Origin of the sequence: Mycobacterium sp. 4D054 (assembly GCF_052245755.1) — a bacterium.
Lineage (GTDB): Bacteria > Actinomycetota > Actinomycetes > Mycobacteriales > Mycobacteriaceae > Mycobacterium.
In genome coordinates this window covers 1-21,446 of the sequence record NZ_JBQQCF010000035.1, presented here as the reverse complement: position 1 = coordinate 21,446, position 21,446 = coordinate 1, and the positions used below count along the sequence as shown (strand labels likewise).

Genomic DNA, 21,446 nt, shown 5'->3' with positions numbered 1-21,446 from the left:
ACACCATGTCCGGCCAGCTTTCGCCGCACACCGGTCCGACCACCCCCGATGTGCTGCTGCGCGTCGACAGCCTGCTCGACGACGAGGAGCGCCAGATCCGAGACACCGTGCGCGCGCTGGTGAAAGCGCGCATCAGCCCGGACATCGCGACCTGGTACGAGCGTGGCGAACTGCCCGTGCGTGAACTGGCCGTAGAACTCGGCGACCTCGGACTGCTCGGCATGCATCTGCAGGGCTACGGCTGCGCGGGTACCTCGGCGGTGGCCTACGGCCTGGCCTGCCTCGAACTCGAGGCAGGCGACTCCGGAATCCGGTCGCTGGTCAGCGTGCAGGGCTCGCTGGCGATGTTCGCGCTGCACGCCTTCGGCAGCGAGGAGCAGAAGCAGCAGTGGCTGCCCGAGATGGCCACCGGGCACAAGATCGGCTGCTTCGGACTGACCGAACCCGACTTCGGATCCAACCCGTCGGGCATGCGCACCCGCGCCACCCGCTCGGGAGACGACTGGATCCTCGACGGCACCAAGATGTGGATCACCAATGGTTCGGTGGCCGACGTCGCGATCGTGTGGGCGCGCACCGAGGACGGGATCCGCGGATTCGCCGTCCCGACCGACACCCCGGGGTTCACCGCCCGCACCATCAAGGCGAAGATGTCGCTGCGTGCGTCGGTCACGAGCGAGCTGGTGCTCGACGGTGTCCGCCTTCCCGACAGCGCCCGGCTGCCCGGCGCGACCAGCCTCCGGGCGCCGCTGAGCTGCCTCAACGAAGCCCGGTTCGGCATCATCTTCGGCGCCGTCGGCGCGGCCAGGGACTGCCTGGAGAGCGCGCTGAACTACGCGCAGTCGCGTGAGCAGTTCGACCGGCCCATCGGCGGCTTCCAGCTGACCCAGCAGAAGCTCGCCGACATGACGCTGGAGTACGGCAAGGCGTTGCTGTTGGCCCTGCATCTGGGCCGGGCCAAGGACGCCACCGGTCTGCGCCCCGAAGAGGTGAGCCTGGGCAAGCTCAACAACGTCCGCGAGGCCATCGAGATCGCCCGGACCTCACGCACCATTCTGGGAGCCAGCGGCATCACCGCCGAATACCCGGTCATGCGCCACGCCAACAATCTGGAGTCGGTGCTGACCTACGAGGGCACCAGCGAGATGCATACGCTGATGATCGGGCAGGCCCTCACCGGCGTCGCCGCGTTCCGCTGATCGCCAGGAGTCGCTGTGGCAGAACCGATCGACGAGTATTTCACCACGGTCGTCTCGTCGCTGACCGCGCCGGACGCCGGGAAACACGATGCGTTGCAGGGGGTTTGCGCCCAGGACTGCATCGACGTGTTCGACGCGCAGCTGGGTAGCCGGCATCTGGACCTGGCCGCCCGCTGGTTGCGCGCCCAGGGCAAGGGTTTCTACACGATCGGTTCCTCCGGTCACGAGAGCAACGCCGCCGTCGCGGCCGCGCTGCGCCCCACCGACCCGGCGCTGCTGCACTACCGTTCCGGCGGGTTCTTCCTGGCCCGCGCACAGCAGGTGCCGGGCAGCGATCCGCTGCGCGACGTGCTGCTCGGGATGGTCGCGTCCACCGACGAGCCGATCTCGGGCGGACGGCACAAGGTGTTCGGCCGACACGACCTCGCCGTGATCCCCCAGACGTCGACCATCTCCTCGCACCTGCCGCGAGCGGTCGGCGTGGCGTTCGCGATCGTGCGGGCGCGCAAGCTGCAGGCGGACAGCGCATGGCCTGCCGACGCGCTGGCGGTGTGCAGCTTCGGTGATGCGTCGGCCAACCACTCGACCGCCGTCGGCGCGATCAACACCGCGATGCACACCGCCTACCAGGGCATGCCGTTGCCGCTGCTGTTCGTCTGCGAGGACAATGGCATCGGCATCAGCGTCAAGACCCCGCGGGGCTGGATCGCGCGCACCTATCGCGGCCGCGAGGACCTGAGGTACTTCACCGCCGACGGGACGAACCTGCCCGAGGTGCTGACCGTCGCCGGGCAGGCCGCCGAATACGTTCGGGCCAAACGCCGTCCGGCATTCCTGCATCTGCGCACCGTGCGACTGATGGGACATGCCGGCTCGGATTACGAGCCCGGCTACCGCAAGAACGACGAAATCACTGCCGACTACGAACGCGACCCGGTGTTGTGCACCGCGCGCCTCCTCGTCGAGGCGGGCGTGCTCACCCCCGCGCAGGTGCTGGACCGCTGCGAGGCCAAGCGCGCCGAAGTGCTCGCTGTGGCCGAGGAGGTCGCCGACCTGCCGCAACTGGACAGTCCGCGGGCGGTGATGGCGCCGTTGACCGACGCTTTCGACGAGGCGGTGCGGGCCGGGCGCGCCGCCGCGGAGGCCGAACCCGTCGGCACGGAGTCGGCGCCGCTGACGGTGGCCCAGGGCATCAACCGGGCGCTGGCCGATGTGCTGGCCCGGTACCCGGAGGCGATGATCTTCGGCGAGGACGTGGGCCGCAAAGGCGGCGTCTACGGCGTGACGCGCGGGCTGCAGGCCAGGGCCGGTACCGCCCGCGTGTTCGACACCCTGCTCGACGAGCAGTCGATTCTCGGGCTCGCGCTGGGCGCGGGCATCTCGGGGCTGCTGCCGATTCCCGAGATCCAGTACCTGGCGTACCTGCACAACGCGGCCGACCAGATCCGCGGTGAGGGCGCGACGCTGCAGTTCTTCTCCGACCGGCAATACCGCAACCCGATGGTGGTGCGCATCGCCGGCTACGGCTACCAGAAAGGGTTCGGCGGACACTTCCACAACGACAACTCGATCACCGCGATCCGCGACCTGCCCGGCGTGATCGTCGCGTCACCTGCCCGGCCCGACGATGCCGCGGCGATGATGCGCACGTGTGTGGCGGCCGCGCGGGCGGCCGGCGTGGTGTGCTTGTTCCTCGAACCGATCGCGCTGTACCACACCCGCGACCTGCACGACGACGGCGACGATCGATGGCTTGCTCCCGACAGTGGCGGCGCGGTGCCGATCGGACGGGCGCGGGGCTACGGCGCCGGCCGCGATCTGACCATCCTCACCTTCGGCAACGGGCTGCGGATGAGCCTGCGGGTCGCGCGCAGACTCGCCGCACGCGACATCGACGTGCGGGTGGTGGACCTGCGCTGGCTGGCACCGCTTCCGCTGGCCGACATGCTCGCCGAGGCCGAGTTGACCGGTCGGGTGCTCGTGGTCGACGAGACCCGCGAGAGCGGCGGCGTCAGCGAGGGCATCTTGACGGCATTGATCGACCACGGCTACACCGGCGCGCTGGCGCGGGTGGCCAGCCACGACAGCTACATTCCGCTCGGCGACGCTGCGTTGGAGGTGCTGCTGTCCGAGGAGACCGTGGAAGCGGCCGCGATCAAGCTGGTGTCGACCGGCCGCTGACCGCACCTGGAAGCACCGGACGAGGGGTGGTGGCACTTCGTCGACGACGTCGACACGGTCGTCAGCCGGCAGCCGTGAGCGCCTTCGCCAGCACGGGCACGGTCAGTTCACGCTGCCACTGACGCGCAGCCGATCCGCGCAGAAAAGCGTCCACCGCGGCGGTGGTGGCCTCGGTCCCGTCGACAGGCTGCCAGTCCCAACACAACCGGCGCACGAGCTCTGGTGCCAGCAGGTTCTCGACCGGCACCGAGATCTGTTGCGCGAGTGCGGACAGTTCGGTGCGCGCGGCCTCCAGCCGGGCCGCGGCCTCGGGCTTACGACGTGCCCACCGGGACGCCGGCGGGGGACCGTTGGACGGCTCCTGGAGATCGGGCAGGTCGCCGGTCCGGGCCCGGGCCAACGCGTCCAGCCACACCTGAGCATTGCGCCGCTGCTTGGATCCACCGAAAATCGGTAGCGCCGTGAGCTTTTCGACGCTGTCCGGGTTCACTGTGGCGGCGTTGACGATCGCGCTGTCGGGCAGGATGCGGCCGGGGGCGATGTCGCGCCGCCGCGCGATCTGGTCGCGGGTGGTCCACAGTTCCCGCACCGCGGCCAACGCGCGCGGATCGCGCACCTTGTGGATGCCCGAGGTCCGCCGCCAGCGATCGCGGCGCGTCGGAGTGGGCTCGACCGTGCGCAGGAACTCGAATTCCTGGGCCGCCCACTCGGACTTGCCCTGCTGCTGCAGCACCTCGTCGATCGCGTGGCGCAGTTCGACGAGAACTTCGACATCCAGCGCCGCGTAATTCAGCCACTCGTCGGGCAACGGGCGCTTCGACCAGTCCGCCGCGCCGTGGCCCTTGGTCAGCTGCAGACCCAGCAGGCGCTGCACCATCGCCGCGAGGTTCACGCGTTCGTAGTTGGCCAGCCGTCCGGCCAGTTCGGTGTCGTAGAGCGACGGGGGCCGCATGCCGATCTCGGACAGGCACGGCAGATCCTGGTCGGCGGCGTGCAGCACCCATTCGGCGTCGGCGAGCACTTCCGCCACGGGCGCGAGCACCTCGAGGGTGTCGCCGCCGTGGCTGACCGGGTCGATCAGTACCGTGCCCGCCCCCGCCCGCCGGATCTGAACCAGGTAGGCGCGGTTGGAGTACCGGAAGCCCGAGGCCCGCTCGGCGTCGATCGCGAAGGGTCCGTGCCCGGCGGCCAGCCGATCCGCGGCCTCGGCGATCTCGTAGCGGCTGACGGACACCCCGGGCACGCCCTCGCGGGGGGTCAGCAGCGGTTCGGCATCGGGGACCTGCTCGTCGGCGCCGTCGGTGTGGTGGGCGTCGTCGGCGTCCAGCGACGAGCCTGGCGTGTCGGAATCGGACATATGGTTCAGGCGCGGGTGCGGGAACTCAGGTCGGTCACCCCGGTGGGCGGCAGTCCCGCGGCGTGTTCGAGCACCTCGCAGAACGCCTCCACATGGGGGCCGAGTTCGAGGTCGGTGGCAGTCCAGGAGGCGCGCAGCTCCAACTGGTGGGCACGCGGCGGGCCCGAGATGTCCCCGTAGCGCACCGACGTGGTCGCGGTGACGGTGCCGCCCAGCGCGGTGACGTGGTCGCCGCGCGCGGCGAGCGCGTCGACGAGCCAACTCCATGCCACCTCGGGCAGCAGCGGATCAACGGCTTCCGAGGAGTCCAGGTCGGCCTGGATGTAGGCAACGAGGCGCATCGTGCCGTCCCAGGCGTCGGCGCCCTCGGGGTCGTGCAGCAGGATCAGCCGGCCGAATGCGTCACCCTCGGAACGTTCGGGGATGATCGCCGTCTCGGCGTGCTTGACCTCGGCGCCCAGCGCATAACTGAACGGCGCCAGGCGTTGCGGCGGCCGGATCGGGCCCAGCTCGATCTCCGGCCGTACGGTGGTGGCATTCATCGCCGCCACCGCTTCACGGAATGGAGCCGGTTCGGCGGTGGTCACGTCGTTTGACGCTAGCGGATTCGGCCAGGTCTGTGCTCATGGCGCGCCGATTCGGGCATTAGCGGGCATGGCAGCATGGTGGGCGATGAACACGCGCCGTGAGCTGCCCGAATCCCCGTACCTGGCCGCCGTCGCCGGTCGCAAGCCGCTCCGGGTGCCGGTGTGGCTGATGCGACAGGCGGGCCGGTCGCTGCCCGAGTACCGGGAACTGCGGGCCAAGAACACCATGATGCAGGCCTGTTTCGACGCCGACCTGATCACTGAGATCACGCTGCAGCCGGTGCGCAGGCATGGTGTCGATGCGGCCATTCTGTTCTCCGACATCGTGGTTCCGCTGCGGGCCGCCGGGATCGACCTCGACATCGTCCCCGACGTCGGACCGGTGATCGCGCATCCGATCCGCACGGCCGGCGACGTCGCCGGGATCCGCCCGCTGGAACCGGGCCAGGTGGCTCCGGTGGCCACCGCGGTGGGCCAGCTGGTCGCCGAGCTGGGCGACGTCCCGTTGATCGGGTTCGCCGGCGCGCCGTTCACTCTGGCGTCCTACCTGGTCGAGGGCGGGCCGAGCCGCAACCACGAACGCACCAAGGCGATGATGTTCGGCGAGACCGACACATGGCACGCGTTGATGGCCGCGCTGACCGACGTCACGATCGCGTTCCTGCGCACCCAGGTCGAGGCCGGGGTGGATGCCATCCAGGTGTTCGATTCGTGGGCGGGCACGCTGTCGCTGGCGGACTACCGGGCGTACGTGCTGCCGCACAGCGCGCGCGTGTTCGCGTCGCTGGCCGGGTACGGGGTGCCGATGACGCACTTCGGGGTCGGCACCGCCGAGCTGCTGGGCGCCATGTCCGAGGCTGTCACCGGTCATGGAGTGCCCGCCGTGGTGGGCGTCGACTGGCGCACGGCGCTGCACGACGCCGCGACGCGGGTGCGGCCCGGAACTGCGCTGCAGGGCAACCTGGACCCGGTGCTGCTGCTGGCCGGCTGGCCCGTGGTCGACCGTGCGGTGCGCGCGGTGGTGGAGGACGGCAGGCGGGCGATCGACGCCGGCGCGGTCGGGCATGTGTTCAACCTTGGGCACGGCGTGCTGCCGGCCACCGATCCCGCCGTGATCACCGACGCCGTGGCGCTGGTGCACGAGCTGTGAGCGCGGCGGCTCCGCTGCGGTACTGCGTCGTCGGCGGCGGTATCTCGGGTCTGGCCGCGGCGTACCGGTTGCGCGTCGCCGCAGGCCCCGATGCGTCGATCACGGTGCTCGACCCCGCCGACCGGCTGGGTGGGGTGCTGCGCACCGAACGTGTCGGCGGGCAACTCCTCGACGTCGGCGCGGAGGCGTTCGTCGCCCGTCGACCGGAAGTGCCGGCTCTGCTCAACGAGCTCGGGCTGGCCGGCCGACAGATCGCCACCTCGGGTGCACGGCCGCTGATCTACAGCGGGGGCAGGCTGCACCAGCTGCCCGCGGACACCGTGCAGGGCATTCCGTCGCGGCCGACCGCGTTGACCGGTTTGGTCGACGACGCCACCATCCGGTGGATGCTCGACGAGCCGCGGCGACCCTTCACCTGGCGGCAGGGCGCCGACCCGTCGGTGGCGGAGCTCGTCGGTGACCGGTTCGGCGAGCAGGTCGTGATCCGCTCGGTCGACCCGCTGCTGGGCGGGGTGTACGCCGGCTCCGCGGCGACCATCGGCATCCGCGCGGGCGCACCGACGGTCGCCGCGGCCCTCGACGGCGGGGCGCGCAATCTGACCGAGGCGGTGTCGCTGGCGCTGCCGCCGCCCCAGCCCGGCTCGGTGTTCGGCGCCATCGACGGCGGCTACCAGGTGCTGGTCGACGAACTGGTGCGGCAGGCGGATCTGGACTGGGCGCAGGTCGCGGCGCACACCGTGCGCCCGGCGGGCAGCGGTTGGGAGGTGGTCGACGACGAGGGCGTCCGCTGGCCGGCCGACGCCGTGGTGCTCGCGGTGCCCGCACCGCGGCTGCCGGCGCTGATCGCCGACCTCGCCCCGCAGACCGCGGCGGCGGCCCGCCGGATCCCGGTGGCGTCGGCGGCGGTCGTGGCGCTGGCGCTGCCGGGCGGCACCCCACTGCCCGAACAGTCCGGGGTGCTCGTCGCCGGCCCCGGCCGGTTGCGCACCAAGGCGGTCACGCTGTCGTCGCGCAAGTGGGGACGACGGGCCAACGTGGAGATGGTGCGGCTGTCCTACGGCCGCTTCGGCGATGATCTCGCGGGCAGCACTGGCGACGAGGACCTGCTGACCTGGGCGGCGCAGGATCTGACGACGTTGTTCGGCATCACGGTGGAACCCGTCGACGCGCGCGTGGTCCGCTGGATCGACGCGATGCCGCAGTACGGTCCGGGGCACGCCGCGCTGGTCGCCGAGCTGCGCGCCGGGCTGCCCAGGGGGCTCGCGGTCGCCGGCGCCTACCTGGACGGCATCGGTGTGCCCGCGTGTGTCGCGGCGGCGACCCGGGCGGTGGCCGCGCTGATGGTCGGCCCAGCGCCCGCCGCCCGATGACGTGCTGGATCACAGCCGTGTGCGTGGCACGATAGGCGCATGGCCAAGCTCGATTACGACGAACTGAACTCGACGATCCGCTACCTGATGTTCTCGGTGTTCGCGGTGAAACCGGGTGTGCTCGACACCGCGGATGACGCCCGGGCAGCCGTCGTCGACGAGACCGCGACCTTCCTGAAACGGCAGGAGGATTCGGGAGTGGTCGTGCGCGGCCTCTACGACGTCGCCGGGATGCGCGCGGACGCCGATTTCATGATGTGGACCCACGCGCCGACCGTCGAGGCTCTGCAGAAGACCTACTCGGATTTGCGGCGCACCACCGCGCTGGGCCGGGCGTCCGCCCCGGTGTGGAGCAACGTGGCGCTGCACCGGCCGGCCGAGTTCAACAAGAGCCACATCCCGGCGTTTCTGGCCGGCGAGGAGCCCGGCGCCTACATCTGCGTCTACCCGTTCGTGCGGTCCCTGGAGTGGTACCTGCTTCCCGACGACGAGCGTCGCCGCATGCTCGCCGAGCACGGGATGGCCGCGCGCGGCTACAAGGACGTGCGCGCAAACACGGTGCCGGCGTTCGCGCTCGGCGACTACGAATGGCTGCTGGCGTTCGAGGCGCCGGAACTGCACCGCATCGTCGACCTGATGCGGGATCTGCGGGCCACGGACGCGCGCCGTCACGTGCGCGAGGAGACGCCGTTCTTCACCGGCCCGCGGGTGTCGGTCGAGCAGCTGGTGGCCGCGCTGCCCTGATGCGGCAGCCGGCCATCGCCGTCACGACGGCCCAGGTGTCAGGACTGCTGTGACTCCGTCGGCACCAGCCGCAGCGAGATCGAGTTGATGCAGTAGCGCTGATCGGTCGGGGTCGGGTAGCCCTCACCCTCGAAGACGTGGCCCAGGTGACTGTGGCAGTTGGCGCACAGCACCTCGACCCGGCGCATGCCCAGCGAGTCGTCGCGCCGCAGGATCACCGCGTCAGAATCGGCCGGGTCGAAGAACGACGGCCAGCCGCAGTGCGACTCGAACTTCTCGGTGCTGCGGAACAATTCGGCGCCGCAGGCGCGGCACTGGTATACACCCTCGGTCTTGGTGTCGGTGTACTCACCGGTGAACGGACGCTCGGTACCGGCCCGCCGCAGCACCGCGAACTCCTGCGGCGTCAGCCGTTCGCGCCATTGGTCGTCGGTGAGTTCGAGCTTGGGACCTGTCATGGGTTTCAGGCTACTCGGACGACTTGACCGCCGGGGCCAGCTGCTTCATCCACGGCGGATCGATGCCCTCGTCGAGGCGGCCGTCCCGTTTGGCGTCGAGGTAGCGGAACAACAGCACGGAGAAGATCACCACCGCCATCAGCGACCAGCCGAAGGTGATCTTCAGGTATTCCAGTGCGCGCCCGGTCGACGGAAGCTGCCACAGCAGCCAGCGGTCCATGGTCAGGAACCCGTACGCAGCCAGCCAGGCCACCCAGTTGCGGATCACCGAATTGGGCAGCACCACGGTCATCAGGAACGGGAACAGCACGATCGAGTAGTAGTAGCCCTGCCCCAGCGACAGCACCAGCCAGGAGGTCACCAGCAGCACTCCGGACGAGGTCAGCATCCAGAAGAACGGATCGCGGGTTCGGTAGTAGCGGTACAGCAGCCACAGCGCGATCACGCCGAGCACCACAAACGTGACCCGCAGCGCCATGATCAGCCACATCGGCAGGCCGTAGTAGATGCCGTTGCCCAGGATGGAGCTGTTGAAGTAGTCGCGGGTGGACAGGATGTACGGCACCGTGCGGGTAACGAAGTTCATCGGGTCGCTGATCAGCGGCCAGGCCGCGAGGTTGAACGCGACCGGCACCAGGAACGCGGTCACCAGCGCCCGCCACTGCCGGTTCAGCAGCGGCAGCAGCAGCAGCGGCGCGATCAGCGGTTTGACCACCAGGGTCAGGCCGATGGCTACCCCGGCCCACCATTCGTGGCTGCGGTTGCCGTCCAGCAGCCACCGGAAGAACAGCACCTCCAGCAGCAGGATGACGCCGTTGATGTTGCCGAACACCAGTGTGTTGGTGACGCTTTCGGTGCAGAACATCGCCAGCAGCAGCGCCGGCGCCGCCACCGAGGACAGCGTGTAGTTGAACAGCCGCAGAAGGAAATAGCCGGCCAGGATGATCGCGACGGTATTGAAGAAGATGAACCAGTTGCGCGACGCGACCTCGGGCAAATAGCCGAACGGCGCGATGATCAGCGTGCCGCCCGGGGGATAGAGGTAGTGCGGGTCGACGTGGTCGAAGTGCTCGTTGTAGATGTCCCAGCCGAACTTGAAGTTGATGACAGCCCGGTAGACGGGCGCGAAGTCGTCGGTGATGTAGCGGTTGAAGACGAGCACGTAGCTGCGGTGGATCACCGCCATGATGGCCAACGGCCACAGGATGGATCGCAGCACCGACGCCGTGGTGGGAGGTGTCGTGCGAGGCCGGAAAACCGTCAGAACAAGATCGCGCACGCCCCGCACCGTACCGCAGGGTTCCCAGGGAACCGTCAGGCCGGGCAGTACGTGTCGGTGGACGGAAGCTGACCGGTCTTGAGGTATTCGATCGCGGGGGGCAGGGCGCAGGGCGAGTAGATCGTCGCGCCGTGTCCGATGCCCTGCCACATCACCCGCCGGTTCGCCGAGCCGGCGTTGATGGCGGTGGCGGCCACGGCCGCGACGCCTTCGTTGCCGACGATCGGGTCGTTCTGCACGCCCAGCAGCAGGGTCGGGATCTCCAGGCCGCTGGGCTCTTTCGGGGCGCTGCCGCTGGGCCAGTTGAGGCACTTGACCATGTCCAACGCACCCACGGTGCCGAACTGCGGATACATCTTGCCCCACGCGACCACGAGTTCCCGGACCCGATCGGGGGTGGGCCGGTTCAGTGCGTCGCTGCAGGTGTTGACGAACTGTCCGTCGGTCTGGCGCAGGGTCTCGGCCTGGTTGATGAGGTTGTTGAATCGGTTGGTGTCGCCGTTGCGGGCGTCGGCGACGGCCAGTGCGAGCTCGTTGCCCGCGTCGACGCGGCCGGCGCGCGGGTAGCCCAGCGCGGTCGAGATGGCGTGGGCGACCGCGGCCACCGACGCCCCGCCGGGTCCGCGGCCCGCGCGCGCGTCGGCGAGCAGCGCGTCGACCGCACCCAACGGATCGGGCCCGGCCGGACAGTTGGTGGCCAGGCACTGGGTGGCCCACGCGTCGAGCGCGGCCTGTTCGCCCTTGACCCGCTGTTCGGTCGCGGCTTCAGCCGAGATTCCCAGCGGCAGCGGCGAGTCCAGCAGCAGGCGGGCGACCTTGTTCGGATGCGACCCCGCGTAGGCCAGCGCCACCTGGGCGCCGTTGCCGATGCCGAGCAGGGCCAGTGCGGGCACGTCCCAGGTGGTGCGCAGCCGTTCGATGTCCTCGGCGGCATGCGCGTTGTCGTAGGCCGAGTCACCCGGGGCGATGGTGTCGGTGCAGCTGGTCGTCGCGGTCATGGTGATCGCTGCCAGGTTGGCGACGGGATCGTCGCCGGCCTGGAACTGGGCCTGCTCGAACATCTCCTGCCGGTCGAACAGGTCGCGGCAGTCCAGCGCCCCGGACATGCCGATGCCGCGGCGGTCCACCGACACGATCGGGTGGCTCGCGAGGACGTCGGCGCCCGCCCGGGACAGCCATACCGGCAGCTGCACCGATGACGGCACGTCCGAGCCTGTGGTCATCACGAGCGGGCCGGCGTCGGCGGGGGTCTGCACGGACGTCGCGCGCACCACGCCGATGCTCACGGTGCCGGTGGCGCCGTTGATCGGATCCAGGTCCGCGTCGTAGCTGGCGCAGTCGAGCTTCACCCCCGGCAGCGCTTCCACGGCCGCGGCGGCGAACACCCGCGAGGTGCAGTCCCGCCAGGAGAGGTCGTTCTTCGGAGCCTCGACGGCGGGCGGTCCGGCGGGTTGGTCGCTGGTTTGCGGCTCACCCTGGGGGCCGGCGCCGGAGTCGGTCGCGAAGCGGGGGTTGGCGGCCAGGCCGGGGGAGCAGGCCGCCAGCGGGAGCACGACGGCCATCGACAGCACGACAGCCGGCACCAGACGACGCATGGGCACCACAGTACTGACCGGCGGGTATCTAGCTGCCGCGGCCGAGCCGCGAATCTAGCTGCCGCGGCCGAGCCGGTCGCGGATGTAGCGCAGGTACAGATAACCGCGGTCGTCGGTGAGCGCGTGCAGCAGTTCCATGTCGCTGTGCACCTCGCCGGGGCCGGTGACGATCCGGTTCGCCTCGCCGCCGACGAGCACCGGCGCGACCGTCAGGCACAGTTCGTCGAGCAGGTCCGCCTCGGTGAACATGCCGAGGATGGCCGGACCGCCTTCGGTGAGCACCCGCAGCAGACCGCGCTCGGCAAGCATCTGCAGCGCGGTGCGCAGGTCCACCGATCGCGGGTCGGCGCCGGAGGCGTCGAGCACCTCGGCGAGCCGGCCCAGTCGCCGGCGGGTGTCGTCGAGTGCGTCGGAGGTCGTCAGGATCAGCGGCGTCACCTCGGTGCGGTGGAAGAGCTTGAGGTCATGGTCGAGCTGCCCGGAGCGGGTGAGGACAGCGATCGGCGGCACCTCCGACTGACCCCTGCGCTGCCGCTCGAGGCGCGCGGCGGCGCCGAGCTGCGCGCCCGAGTAGTTCTCCACCCGCACCGTGGACGCCCCCACCAGGATGACGTCGGCGTGTTCGCGCAGCGCCGCGAACAGCGCGCGGTCCCCGGCACCGCCGAGCTCGCCGGATTTACCGCCGCTGGTCGCGCCGCCGTCGGCGGAGGCGATCATGTTGGCGCGCACCCAGCAGGACCGCAGCCCGTCGGGGTAGGTGTAGCGCGCTGCGAGATCGGCCGGACCGAGTTCCCCCACGCGGCCCAACAGTGTGAACTGCGTCCCGTCAGCGTCGCCGGACATACGAAGAATCACAGCACGCCGATAGGGTGCGTGCATGCACGGGTCCAGTGATGTCGCACATCTGGTAGATCGGCAGCCCAGCGTCACACCGGAACGTCTGATCGCTCAGCTGATCCCGCCGCCCACATTCGCCGACGTGAGCTTCGACAGCTACCGCCCCGATCCAGCCGAACCGACGCAGGCCGCGGCGGTGCAGACCTGCCGGCAGTTCTGCGAGCAGGCCGAGCAGCGGCGCGCCGGCAAGAAGAAGCTGTTCGGCAAGCGGGAGGTGTTGCCCGGGGTCGGGGTGTACCTCGACGGTGGGTTCGGCGTCGGCAAGACCCACCTGCTGGCCTCGTCCTACTACGCGGTGTCCGGCCAGAAGGCGTTCGCGACGTTCGGTGAGTTAACACAGTTGGCCGGGGTGTTCGGTTTCATCGAGTGCATCGACCTGCTCTCCGACTACGTGCTGGTGTGCATCGACGAGTTCGAGCTCGACGACCCTGGCAACACCACGCTGATCTCGCGGCTGCTGTCCGCGCTTGTCGAGCGCGGCGTGTCGGTTGCCGCGACGTCGAACACGCTGCCCGAGCAGCTCGGGGAGGGGCGCTTCGCGGCGCAGGATTTCCTGCGCGAGATCCACACGCTGGCAGCGATGTTCACCACCGTGCGGATCGAGGGCCCGGACTACCGGCACCGCGATCTGCCGCCGGCGCCCGAGCCGCGGACCGACGCCGAGGTGGCCGAGCGGGCCGCGGAGGTGTCGGGCGCGACGCTCGACGACTTCGACGCGCTGTGCGCACACCTGGCCACGATGCACCCGTCCCGGTACCTGACGTTGATCGAAGGCGTGGCGGCGGTGTTCATCACCGGGGTGCACCCGATCGACGACCAGAACGTGGCGCTGCGGCTGGTGTCGCTGACCGACCGCCTCTACGACGCGGGCATCCCGGTTGTCGCGTCGGGCACCAAGCTCGACACCATCTTCAGCGACGAGATGCTCGCGGGCGGCTTCCGGAAGAAATACCTGCGGGCCACGTCCCGCCTGCTGGCGCTGACCGCGGCCGGTCAGGCCGGCCGCACCATCACGTAGTCCTGCTCCCAATGGGCGCCGAGACGGAACCGCTTGGTGCCCGCGACGGCGAAGCCGTGCTTGGCGTAGAAGCGCTGTGCGCGTTCGTTGCGCTGGTTCACCCCGAGCCACACGGACGCCGCGCCGAGCGTGTCCGCGTGCCGCAGCGCCGCGGTCATCAGCGCGGCGGCGGTGCCCGCGCCGTGAACCTCGGGCAGCACGTACATCTTGGACAGCTCCACCGTGGGGTGGGCGGTGACCGCCTCCGCGACGTCGGGGTCGTCGGGCACGCCGCGGATCATCATGGCGTAGCCGAGAATCCCGCCGTCCTCGACGGCGGTGAGAACCGCTCGGTGCGGGTCGGCGAGGTACTCGGTGAACCGCTCGGGGGACAGGTTCTCGGTGATGAACGCCGCGATGTCGTCGGGCTCCGCCGAGGGCGGGCATGCCAGCGGGAAGGTGCGCGCGGCGACGTCGGCGAGTTCGGCGACGCGATCGGTGCCGGCGGGCTCGACTCTCAGCCGACGTTCCATTGGGCCAGGCGGGTTCCGGTGATCTTGTCCAGCAGCACGACGTTGGACACCAGGTCGCGGTAGCAGTCCCACCAGACTCCGCCGGTGAACGGCCGGCCCGCCACGGCGCTTTGCATCATGTGCTGCAGCGCGTCGGGGGCGTCGCTGTTGCGCGACTCGTAGGCGTCGCCGGTCGGGGTGACGCCGCGGAACGAGAACGTGATCGCCATCGCGTACGGCGTCGGCACCTGGATCGGGGTGACGGTGATGTCGGCCCGGTAGACCTGGTAGCGCGGCGCGCGCGGCGGATAGCCGAACCCGGGCGGCGGGGGCGACGGCAGGATGTTGTTCACCGATACGTCGGCGACCAGGCCTTCGTATTCGACGCGCAGCGTCTCACCGAGACGCCCGATCGGAATGTCGGCCGCCGACGCCGTCGGTGCGGCGACACCGCCCAGGGCCGCCAGGGTGGCGAGCAGGAGTACGAGCCAGCGACGCATGCTTGGCATGATCGCACACCGGCGCCGGGCACTGGATGGTCTTGCCCGTCAGGACGCCCAGGGGCCGACGCCGCCGATCTTGTCGATGCGGATCCGAGTCAGGAACCCGGGAGGCGCGTCGTCGGGCGGGAACGGGGTACCGGGCGCGGCCAGCGTCTGGGCGAGTCCGGCGAGCAGTTCGGGTGCTCCACCCGCGACCACGCGCGCGGTGCCGTTGACGGACAGATACGGGCGCATCGCCTGCCCGACGCCGTCGCGGGAGAGGATCGTGACCGCGACGCGCGCGTCGCGCCGCACGTTACGCACCTTCTTGTGCTCGGCGAGGTGGGCGGTGACCAATTCGTCTCCGTCGGGGGTGGATTGCAGCGCCACCCAAACCAGTGTGACCTGCGGGCTACCGTCGGGATTCAGGGTGACCAGCGTGGCGTCCGCGCCGTCGCCGATCAGAGCGCGGGCGGCGTCGTTGAGTTTCATGCCCGGTTCTACGGCGTGGGGTCCGGTTTCATTCCCCGGGCCGCTTCCAGCGCGAGCAGGGCGGTCTTGGCGCGCGGGCCGCCGACGTACTGTCCGGTGCCACCGTCCGAACGCACCACGCGGTGGCAGGGGACAACCACGGGCAGGGGGTTACGGGCGCAGGCGGTGCCGACCGCCCGGACGGCGCGAGGGTTGCCGACGGCGGCGGCGACCTGGGCATAACTTTCTCGGTGCCCGTATCCGATTTTGCGCAGGTGCTCGATGACGTCGCGACGGAACCCGCCGGTCAGGCGCAGGTCCACCGGAAGGTCGAAGCTGGTGCGCCGCTTGCCGAAGTACTCGTCGAGCTGGCGGGCGACGGGATCCAGCCGGGCCGGGGCGTGCAGAATGCGCGGGCTCAGCGTCTCGGCGAGCCTGGCCAGCACCGCGTCGTGGATCTCGACGTCGAACGCGACCCTGACCAGCCCGGCCGGGGTGGCCGCCAGCAGCAGGGTGCCGACGGGGGAGTCGACCGTGCGGTAGGCGAGGTCGAGGATTCCGTCGGCATCGGCCGCCGAGGCCAGGCTGCGGTGCAGGCGGGTCAGCGTGTCGCCGTCGTCTGGGGCTGATAGGTCGAACATGGTGGCGATCATGGGGTTTCGTCCTCTCGGTAGTGCGCCCGCAGGTTCCGGATGCCGTCGGCGGCGGCGCGGCGGGCCGCGGCGGGACTGTTGCCGAGGATGGTGGCGATCTCGCTGAACGGCAGTCCGGCGATGTGGTGGTAGGCCACCGCGTGCCGCTGCTTGTCGGGGAGACGCTGCAACGCCGCCCACAGATCCCCGTCGCGGCGTGCCAGGTCGGCCGTGACGTCGGCGCGCTCGGGCAGCGCGGCGACGGGCACGGCGCGTCGGTTGCGGGCCCGCCCGGCATCGACAGCGCGCCGGTGCGCGATGGTGACCAGCCAGGCCTCGACGTTGGCGTCCTCAGGCAGGCCGGGGTAGGCCCGCAGCGCCGACAGGAACGTCTCGGACCAGGCGTCCTCGGCGTCGTCCGGGCCGACGACCGCTCGGCACACCCGCAACACGGTGGCGCCGTGGCGGGCCACGATCTCTTCGAACGGTCGCACCTTCACATCATGTAGACGCCGCGTCGGGCGCGGATGTGAGATCACTGCGCGGAGAACGCCTCCAGCGCGTCGCGGAGCTCGCGCTCGAACCGGTTCCAGTCGACGCCGAGGCCGTGCAGCACGCCGTCGTCGTCCTCCTCTTCGTACAGGGCCAGCAGCAGGTGCTCGGTCCCGACGTAGTTGTGCCCCAGCCGCAGTGCCTGCCGGAAGGTCAGCTCGAGGGCTTTCTTGGCGCGGGTGTCGAACGGGATCAGCGCCGGGACGTCGGCCACTGCCGGTGGCAGCGTGACACGTCCGGCGGCCACGGCGACGTCGACGCCCTGGCCGGCGAGCAGGCGCGCCGCCAGCCCGGTCGGATCGGCGAACAGGCCGAGGATCAGGTGTGCGGGCAGGATCTCCGGATTGCCGGCGGCGTGCGCCCTGTTCTGCGCCTCGACGATCACGGCGCGGGCGCGGTCGGTGAACCGGCTGAAGCCGGCGTTGGGGTCCAGCGCGCCGGTGTCGGTGGGGGTCCGGGGGACGAACCGTTTCTGCGCGGCCTGTTTGGTGACGCCCATGCATCTGCCGATCTCGGTCCACGACGCGCCTGAGCGACGCGCCTGGTCGACGAAATGCCCGATCAGGTGATCGGCCACCTCGCCGAGGGCCTCGGCGGCCAGAACCGCATCGGTGAGTTGGTCAAGCGGCTCGTCGTGCACCCGGGTGATCACGTCGATGAGGTCGTCGAGACGGACGGGGTGGCTGATCTTCGCGGCATCACTCATGCGTCAACCGTAGGTTGACGAACCGTTGTCGTCAACCCGTTGTTGACGATCAGCGGTGCGGATAGCCGCGGCGCACGGTGCGGTCGAGGATGCCCAGGGTTGCGCGCAGAGCGAGCTCGGACACCACCGGGAAGATGCCGGCGTCCCGCCACTGCTGGTGAATGTCGGACCAGTCGTAGAACGAGGTGACCAGCGTGCCCTGCTCGGCGGGCTCCAGGCGGTAGCCGTAGACGTGGCCGATCTGCGGTTTGAGCCGGCCCAGGATGGTCCATGCGATCAATCGGTCCTGCTCGTAGTCGGTGATTCGCACCGTCACGTCGTAGCGGCCCAGTTCGGGATAGTCGTTGAGCGCCTCGCGGTCCATGTGCACGACGAAGGCGTCCCCGGCGCCGCGGACGGGCTCGCCGTCGGCGTCCTGCAGCATCCCGGTGGCGTCGATGGCGACATGGCCCTGCGGATCGCACAGGACGGCGAATATGTCGGCGGCGGGCGCGGCGATGGTGCGGGAAACCTCGATGCGATCGGTCATCGCTCGATGGTGCCATGCCAGTGGTACGGGTCACTCTCGTGTTTCGCACCGCGTACAAGCCGGGAACCCGAGATCACCATGAGGGCCAACGAGAAATCTTCGACAGAGCCTCGGATGCTGCGCCGGGCGTTGGACTTCATTCACGAGAACGCGCAGTACGACATCACGATTCGCGATATCGCCGCCGCGGCCGATGTCACGCCGCGGGCCATCCAATACGCGTTCCGCGAGCACATGGCGACCACGCCGCTCGAATACCTCAGGCGGATCAGGCTGGAGCGGGCGCACCGCGAACTGAAGTCCGCCGATCCGGCCTACGACACGGTGACCTCGATCGCGGGGCGGTGCGGGTTCAGCCACCCCGGACGGTTCAGTAGCGCTTATAAAGAGGTGTTCGGCATCGAGCCGAGTCGCACGCTGCGCTCGTCGTGACGGCCGCCTCCGCGGAGACGCGCGGAGGGCACCATCGGGATCACATCGGCGTGAAGCCGACCCCGTTGAACTTGCCGGCCTGCCACCCCTGGGTGCCCATGCAGACCAGGGGGCGGCCGTCGGGGGCCTGGGCGGCGGATTGCCGCTTGGGGCAGGGGCTGCCGATGTCGCGGACCCCGACAAGTTCGTAGCTGATCTGCCAGAAACCGGTGTAGATCGGCGGCCACTGGTTCGGAATCCACCGGCACTGCAACGCTTCGCCGCCCGGGCCGCGTCCGAACGTGAAGCGGTCCATGTTGGTGCACGGGGCGGTGAGGTGCGCGTCGTAGACCATGCCCGGTACGTCGGTGTCGTAGCGGCCCGGCTTGTCGGGATACATCGGCCCCGGCTCCGCCGAGGCGGCCGGCGCGGTGCCGAAGACCGCAGCACCGAGCGCGGCTGCTGCGAGTGTTTCGCGGATCATGTTCCACCCCTGGGTCGTCAGAAAACCGTACCGGCGTACCGCGAGATTAGCGGGTGGGGCGGGGGCGCTGTGAGGTTTCGGTCCTGACGACGATCTCGGCCCGCCACCCGGGGGGTTGGTGGCGGGCCGAGCGTATCGGGTTCGTCTTGACGGTTGAATCAACCGAACACTGACGAAGCTATGGCCCGAACCTGAGAGAGACCTAATAGACAGTTAGGTCTCTGCTTCGAAAACTCAGCCGGCGACACCGGTGAGTTCGACTTGTCCTCTACTATCTGAGTCGCAGCACCGACGCCGGCACCCAGTGCGTCACCGGATCCTTCTCGCTGCCGTGCTTGATGGGGTAGGTGACCAGTCCCCACCACCGGCCCTGCTCGCTGAGCCCCCAGCACTTGAGCTGGCCCTCGACGATCGAATCCATCTGCAGGCCGTTCGGGTGGTAGCGACCCTCGCAGTGCGGTTCGCGAGGGAACAGTGCGACCAGGTCGACCAGGACGGGTCGTGGGGGGTGGACGCGCCGGAAGACCGGGCGGAGAGGTTGACCGCCATGCCCGATTTTCTGCATCGCCACGCCTTCGATCATATGTTCGAAATGTGGTGGAGGGCAGTCGGACCGGGGAACGAAAAAGGCCCGGGACGAGCCCGGGCCTGTTGCCGATTGTGGTGCGCGATACTGGGATTGAATCCTATTTCACGTTTGCTACGATTGTACTAAGCAAGCAGCAAAAACTGCCTATGAGCTGGGCTGACACAGGTTTTGACTAATGGAACCATGCGGAACCACGCGGCAGTAAAGTGTGCTGTGTCAGTTCACGTTCAGTGCATGAACTGATGAACTGGGTTCCTCTCAGTTCACGCGAGACGAGGGTCAGTTCACGGAGGTCAGCATGGCGCGCGGTGAGGGTCGCAAGACGAGGCAGGCCGGAACCTTCGGCACGGTCCAGCAGCTTCCCAGCGGGCGCTACCGGGCCATGTACTACGGCCCCGATGGACGCCGCTACAAGGCCCCGACCACGTTCCTGGCGAAGGCCGATGCGCGCGGCTGGTTGTCGCTGCGCCAGGCCGAGATCATCAGCAAGGCGTGGACGCCACCGGAGGCCACGCCGAAGATCACGCGAACCACGTTCGCGGACTACGCCCGCAACTGGATCAAGCAGCGCGACATCAAGCAGCGCACCCGCGAGCATTACGAGGTGCTGCTGGAGCGCCACCTGATCGGGCCGTTCGGGTCGCTGCCGTTGACCTCGATCACCGTCGACGATGTGCGTTCCTGGTACGCCACGTTCGCCACCGGCACCCCAACATTGCGGTCGCACACCTACGGCCTGCTGCGCACGATCCTGGGAACTGCGGCAAGCGACGGCAAGATCAGCGCCAACCCGTGCGCGATCCGAGGAGCAGGGAGCACGAAGCGGGTCAAGCAGATCAGGCCCGCCGCGCTGCCCGAGATCGAGAAGATCACCACGGAGATGCCCGAACAGTACAAGGCCATGATTCTGTTGGCGTCGTGGTGCGCTCTGCGCTTCGGTGAGCTGACCGAGCTGCGCCGCAAAGACATCGTGTTGACGACGACCGTGGATGCCGAGGGGGAGACCGTCCACACCGGGGTTATTCGGGTAGAACGCGCCGTGAGTCGCACTAAGAATGGATTCGAGATCGGACCGCCCAAATCCGACGCTGGAATCCGCGACGTAGCCATCCCGCCCCATCTCGTGCCCGTGATCCGCGACCACCTCGCGGTGCATGTCAACGGCGGGTCGAACGCGCTGCTGTTCCCCGCCAAGAATGGCGGGCACCTAGCGCCCGCGACGTTCTACCGGCACTACTACAAGGCCCGCAACACCGCCGACCGTGGCGATCTTCGATTCCACGATCTTCGGCATTCCGGTGCCGTACTGGCTGCCGCCACAGGTGCCACGCTGGCCGAGCTGATGGCCCGTCTGGGTCACTCCACGCCCCAGGCGGCGATGCGGTACCAGCACGCGGCGCAGGGGCGCGACCAGGTCATCGCGTCGGCGCTCTCCAAGATCGCGCTTGGGCAGTAGCGACTGCCTACGCCGACGCCCCGCCGCCGAACGCCGTCATCCTGGCGTCCACCTCGTTGAGGTCGACCCGCACGAGGCGGGTGCCGTTGCGGTATCCGGTCAGCCTGCCGTCGCTGATCATGGCGCGGATGGTGCGGTCGGTGACGCCGAGATATTTCGCGGCGTCCTGGATCGAGACGTATCGGCGCTGAGCCATTGTGAAACTCCGGTGCTTTAGCGGAACTTGATGGCCGCGACCGTACACACCGCGCCCGACTAGCTCGCTGATCTTGTTACGCATATGTCCACCAACAGGTTTCGTGTCCATGACCGGCAATCAGCGGATGCACTCTAGCAACGCTCTACGCACCCGGTATCCGCAGCTCACCAGCTTGCCCTTAGTCATCGAGTGACGAACGCCTGACGGTAATCGTCTGCGCGGCAACGCTTCTCCACGGGTGGCGACACGCCGTGCTGTCGACACGCCGAGGAACGTCTAGACCACCTTCTCCCGCCGCTGTAGATGACCTTCTCCTACTTCCCGGTCACCAACTACTTCTCGGTCACCAACTACAGGGCCGGGTCCGAGATCGCCAACGACAGGATCGGGTCCGAGATCACCCCGTAGATGGACTTCCCCTGCCAGCCGGTCTGCACCATCAGGACGAACTCGCACTACGACATGGACACGACCCCGGCGCGCTAGCCTCGATCTTTCACGTGGCGGGTAGTTGAGGTCTTTTCGTGGCGTGGGTGGGCGGTTCTGACGTGGGCGGCCTGGGGTTCCGGCGTTGCGTCTCGCCGGTGCTCCTGGGTCCTTTGCTCGTCG

At 69.3% G+C, this 21,446-nt stretch carries 24 protein-coding genes; 8 read left to right on the top strand and 16 right to left on the bottom strand.

Annotated features, from left to right (window positions below):
* The first annotated feature begins 5 nt into the window (after positions 1–5).
* The gene (locus ACTWP6_RS21890; RefSeq protein ID WP_443188747.1) at positions 6–1,199 is read left to right on the top strand and encodes an acyl-CoA dehydrogenase family protein; all 1,194 of its coding nucleotides are present in this window, start codon (positions 6–8) and stop codon (positions 1,197–1,199) included.
* 15 nt (positions 1,200–1,214) lie between these two features.
* Positions 1,215–3,380: a thiamine pyrophosphate-dependent enzyme gene (locus ACTWP6_RS21885; RefSeq protein WP_443188746.1), complete on the top strand. Its 2,166-nt coding sequence runs from the start codon at positions 1,215–1,217 to the stop codon at positions 3,378–3,380.
* 61 nt (positions 3,381–3,441) lie between these two features.
* On the opposite strand, the gene ACTWP6_RS21880 is transcribed toward ACTWP6_RS21885, so the two are convergent.
* Together ACTWP6_RS21880 and ACTWP6_RS21875 are read right to left on the bottom strand one after the other, a co-directional pair.
* The gene (locus ACTWP6_RS21880; protein WP_443188745.1) at positions 3,442–4,737 is read right to left on the bottom strand and encodes an HRDC domain-containing protein; all 1,296 of its coding nucleotides are present in this window, start codon (positions 4,735–4,737) and stop codon (positions 3,442–3,444) included.
* A 5-nt stretch (positions 4,738–4,742) separates the two neighbouring features.
* Entirely contained in the window at positions 4,743–5,324 is a 582-nt protein-coding gene (locus ACTWP6_RS21875; protein WP_396884457.1) for a DUF3000 domain-containing protein, read from the bottom strand.
* 85 nt (positions 5,325–5,409) lie between these two features.
* Here ACTWP6_RS21875 and hemE point away from each other — a divergent pair, with 85 nt between their 5' ends.
* The 3 genes from hemE to hemQ are packed head-to-tail and all read left to right on the top strand — an operon-like array spanning position 5,410 to position 8,588.
* Positions 5,410–6,474, top strand: a complete 1,065-nt coding sequence (hemE, locus tag ACTWP6_RS21870) for a uroporphyrinogen decarboxylase (protein ID WP_260751810.1) — start codon at positions 5,410–5,412, stop codon at positions 6,472–6,474.
* Positions 6,471–7,844, top strand: coding sequence for a protoporphyrinogen oxidase (locus ACTWP6_RS21865; protein WP_260751812.1), 1,374 nt, complete (start codon positions 6,471–6,473; stop codon positions 7,842–7,844). Before hemE ends, ACTWP6_RS21865 begins: the two co-directional genes overlap by 4 nt.
* A gap of 39 nt (positions 7,845–7,883) precedes the next feature.
* Positions 7,884–8,588 (top strand): hydrogen peroxide-dependent heme synthase, encoded by a 705-nt coding sequence (hemQ, locus tag ACTWP6_RS21860; RefSeq protein WP_260751813.1) that lies wholly within the window; start codon positions 7,884–7,886, stop codon positions 8,586–8,588.
* A 38-nt stretch (positions 8,589–8,626) separates the two neighbouring features.
* On the opposite strand, the gene msrB is transcribed toward hemQ, so the two are convergent.
* From msrB to ACTWP6_RS21840, 4 genes are read right to left on the bottom strand one after another with little or no spacing between them, the layout of a single operon-like run.
* Positions 8,627–9,046 carry a peptide-methionine (R)-S-oxide reductase MsrB gene (msrB, locus tag ACTWP6_RS21855; RefSeq protein ID WP_260751814.1) on the bottom strand — a complete coding sequence of 140 codons (420 nt, stop codon included), beginning with the start codon at positions 9,044–9,046 and terminating at the stop codon, positions 8,627–8,629.
* Positions 9,047–9,056: 10 nt separating this feature from the next.
* Complete coding sequence (aftC, locus tag ACTWP6_RS21850; protein ID WP_443188744.1) at positions 9,057–10,325, bottom strand: arabinofuranan 3-O-arabinosyltransferase; 1,269 nt, start codon at positions 10,323–10,325, stop codon at positions 9,057–9,059.
* Positions 10,326–10,360: 35 nt separating this feature from the next.
* A complete protein-coding gene (locus ACTWP6_RS21845; protein WP_260751821.1) occupies positions 10,361–11,920 on the bottom strand; it encodes an alpha/beta hydrolase in 1,560 nt (519 codons plus the stop codon).
* Between the two features lie 54 nt (positions 11,921–11,974).
* A complete protein-coding gene (locus ACTWP6_RS21840) occupies positions 11,975–12,763 on the bottom strand; it encodes a pyrimidine reductase family protein (RefSeq protein ID WP_260751822.1) in 789 nt (262 codons plus the stop codon).
* Between the two features lie 34 nt (positions 12,764–12,797).
* On the opposite strand from ACTWP6_RS21840, the gene zapE reads away from it, so the two are divergent.
* Positions 12,798–13,835 (top strand): cell division protein ZapE, encoded by a 1,038-nt coding sequence (zapE, locus tag ACTWP6_RS21835; RefSeq protein ID WP_260751830.1) that lies wholly within the window; start codon positions 12,798–12,800, stop codon positions 13,833–13,835.
* Here the strand turns inward: zapE and ACTWP6_RS21830 are convergent.
* Genes ACTWP6_RS21830 through ACTWP6_RS21800 form a run of 7 tightly spaced genes read right to left on the bottom strand, consistent with a single transcriptional unit; the run spans position 13,811 to position 17,698 of the window.
* Positions 13,811–14,347: a GNAT family N-acetyltransferase gene (locus ACTWP6_RS21830; RefSeq protein WP_443188743.1), complete on the bottom strand. Its 537-nt coding sequence runs from the start codon at positions 14,345–14,347 to the stop codon at positions 13,811–13,813. The genes zapE and ACTWP6_RS21830 overlap by 25 nt on opposite strands.
* Positions 14,332–14,826, bottom strand: coding sequence for a hypothetical protein (locus ACTWP6_RS21825; protein WP_443188742.1), 495 nt, complete (start codon positions 14,824–14,826; stop codon positions 14,332–14,334). Before ACTWP6_RS21825 ends, ACTWP6_RS21830 begins: the two co-directional genes overlap by 16 nt.
* Positions 14,827–14,874: 48 nt before the next feature.
* Complete coding sequence (locus ACTWP6_RS21820; protein ID WP_443188741.1) at positions 14,875–15,300, bottom strand: PPOX class F420-dependent oxidoreductase; 426 nt, start codon at positions 15,298–15,300, stop codon at positions 14,875–14,877.
* Positions 15,301–15,308: 8 nt separating this feature from the next.
* A complete protein-coding gene (locus ACTWP6_RS21815) occupies positions 15,309–15,932 on the bottom strand; it encodes a methylated-DNA--[protein]-cysteine S-methyltransferase (protein WP_443188740.1) in 624 nt (207 codons plus the stop codon).
* A complete protein-coding gene (locus ACTWP6_RS21810) occupies positions 15,929–16,411 on the bottom strand; it encodes an RNA polymerase sigma factor (protein ID WP_443188739.1) in 483 nt (160 codons plus the stop codon). The genes ACTWP6_RS21815 and ACTWP6_RS21810 overlap by 4 nt, the downstream gene beginning before the upstream one ends.
* A gap of 35 nt (positions 16,412–16,446) precedes the next feature.
* Positions 16,447–17,169 (bottom strand): Clp protease N-terminal domain-containing protein, encoded by a 723-nt coding sequence (locus tag ACTWP6_RS21805; RefSeq protein ID WP_260751837.1) that lies wholly within the window; start codon positions 17,167–17,169, stop codon positions 16,447–16,449.
* Positions 17,170–17,218: 49 nt separating this feature from the next.
* Positions 17,219–17,698 carry an SRPBCC family protein gene (locus ACTWP6_RS21800; protein WP_443188738.1) on the bottom strand — a complete coding sequence of 160 codons (480 nt, stop codon included), beginning with the start codon at positions 17,696–17,698 and terminating at the stop codon, positions 17,219–17,221.
* Between the two features lie 114 nt (positions 17,699–17,812).
* Here ACTWP6_RS21800 and ACTWP6_RS21795 point away from each other — a divergent pair, with 114 nt between their 5' ends.
* On the top strand, positions 17,813–18,130 hold the full coding sequence (locus tag ACTWP6_RS21795) for a helix-turn-helix transcriptional regulator (RefSeq protein WP_396884465.1): 318 nt from the start codon (positions 17,813–17,815) through the stop codon (positions 18,128–18,130).
* 40 nt (positions 18,131–18,170) lie between these two features.
* Here ACTWP6_RS21795 and ACTWP6_RS21790 read toward each other — a convergent pair whose 3' ends face one another.
* Positions 18,171–18,593, bottom strand: coding sequence for a hypothetical protein (locus tag ACTWP6_RS21790; protein ID WP_260751840.1), 423 nt, complete (start codon positions 18,591–18,593; stop codon positions 18,171–18,173).
* Between the two features lie 271 nt (positions 18,594–18,864).
* Positions 18,865–19,158, bottom strand: coding sequence for a hypothetical protein (locus tag ACTWP6_RS21785; protein ID WP_260758075.1), 294 nt, complete (start codon positions 19,156–19,158; stop codon positions 18,865–18,867).
* A 322-nt stretch (positions 19,159–19,480) separates the two neighbouring features.
* On the opposite strand from ACTWP6_RS21785, the gene ACTWP6_RS21780 reads away from it, so the two are divergent.
* Positions 19,481–20,638 carry a tyrosine-type recombinase/integrase gene (locus ACTWP6_RS21780; protein WP_443188737.1) on the top strand — a complete coding sequence of 386 codons (1,158 nt, stop codon included), beginning with the start codon at positions 19,481–19,483 and terminating at the stop codon, positions 20,636–20,638.
* Between the two features lie 7 nt (positions 20,639–20,645).
* On the opposite strand, the gene ACTWP6_RS21775 is transcribed toward ACTWP6_RS21780, so the two are convergent.
* Complete coding sequence (locus ACTWP6_RS21775) at positions 20,646–20,834, bottom strand: excisionase family DNA-binding protein (protein WP_443188736.1); 189 nt, start codon at positions 20,832–20,834, stop codon at positions 20,646–20,648.
* Positions 20,835–21,446 lie beyond the last annotated feature (612 nt).

Coding starts and splice junctions, on each gene's coding strand:
- ACTWP6_RS21890 (WP_443188747.1), top strand. CDS start 6: ATGTCCGGCCAGCTTTCGCCGCACACCGGTCCGACCACCCCCGATGTG.
- hemE (WP_260751810.1), top strand. CDS start 5,410: ATGAACACGCGCCGTGAGCTGCCCGAATCCCCGTACCTGGCCGCCGTC.
- ACTWP6_RS21780 (WP_443188737.1), top strand. CDS start 19,481: ATGGCGCGCGGTGAGGGTCGCAAGACGAGGCAGGCCGGAACCTTCGGC.
- ACTWP6_RS21815 (WP_443188740.1), bottom strand. CDS start 15,932: ATGATCGCCACCATGTTCGACCTATCAGCCCCAGACGACGGCGACACG.
- ACTWP6_RS21825 (WP_443188742.1), bottom strand. CDS start 14,826: ATGCGTCGCTGGCTCGTACTCCTGCTCGCCACCCTGGCGGCCCTGGGC.
- ACTWP6_RS21830 (WP_443188743.1), bottom strand. CDS start 14,347: ATGGAACGTCGGCTGAGAGTCGAGCCCGCCGGCACCGATCGCGTCGCC.
- ACTWP6_RS21880 (WP_443188745.1), bottom strand. CDS start 4,737: ATGTCCGATTCCGACACGCCAGGCTCGTCGCTGGACGCCGACGACGCC.
- ACTWP6_RS21840 (WP_260751822.1), bottom strand. CDS start 12,763: ATGTCCGGCGACGCTGACGGGACGCAGTTCACACTGTTGGGCCGCGTG.
- ACTWP6_RS21820 (WP_443188741.1), bottom strand. CDS start 15,300: ATGAAACTCAACGACGCCGCCCGCGCTCTGATCGGCGACGGCGCGGAC.
- ACTWP6_RS21775 (WP_443188736.1), bottom strand. CDS start 20,834: ATGGCTCAGCGCCGATACGTCTCGATCCAGGACGCCGCGAAATATCTC.
- msrB (WP_260751814.1), bottom strand. CDS start 9,046: ATGACAGGTCCCAAGCTCGAACTCACCGACGACCAATGGCGCGAACGG.
- ACTWP6_RS21800 (WP_443188738.1), bottom strand. CDS start 17,698: ATGACCGATCGCATCGAGGTTTCCCGCACCATCGCCGCGCCCGCCGCC.
- hemQ (WP_260751813.1), top strand. CDS start 7,884: ATGGCCAAGCTCGATTACGACGAACTGAACTCGACGATCCGCTACCTG.
- ACTWP6_RS21805 (WP_260751837.1), bottom strand. CDS start 17,169: ATGAGTGATGCCGCGAAGATCAGCCACCCCGTCCGTCTCGACGACCTC.
- ACTWP6_RS21790 (WP_260751840.1), bottom strand. CDS start 18,593: ATGATCCGCGAAACACTCGCAGCAGCCGCGCTCGGTGCTGCGGTCTTC.
- zapE (WP_260751830.1), top strand. CDS start 12,798: ATGCACGGGTCCAGTGATGTCGCACATCTGGTAGATCGGCAGCCCAGC.
- ACTWP6_RS21785 (WP_260758075.1), bottom strand. CDS start 19,158: ATGCAGAAAATCGGGCATGGCGGTCAACCTCTCCGCCCGGTCTTCCGG.
- ACTWP6_RS21845 (WP_260751821.1), bottom strand. CDS start 11,920: ATGCGTCGTCTGGTGCCGGCTGTCGTGCTGTCGATGGCCGTCGTGCTC.
- ACTWP6_RS21795 (WP_396884465.1), top strand. CDS start 17,813: ATGCTGCGCCGGGCGTTGGACTTCATTCACGAGAACGCGCAGTACGAC.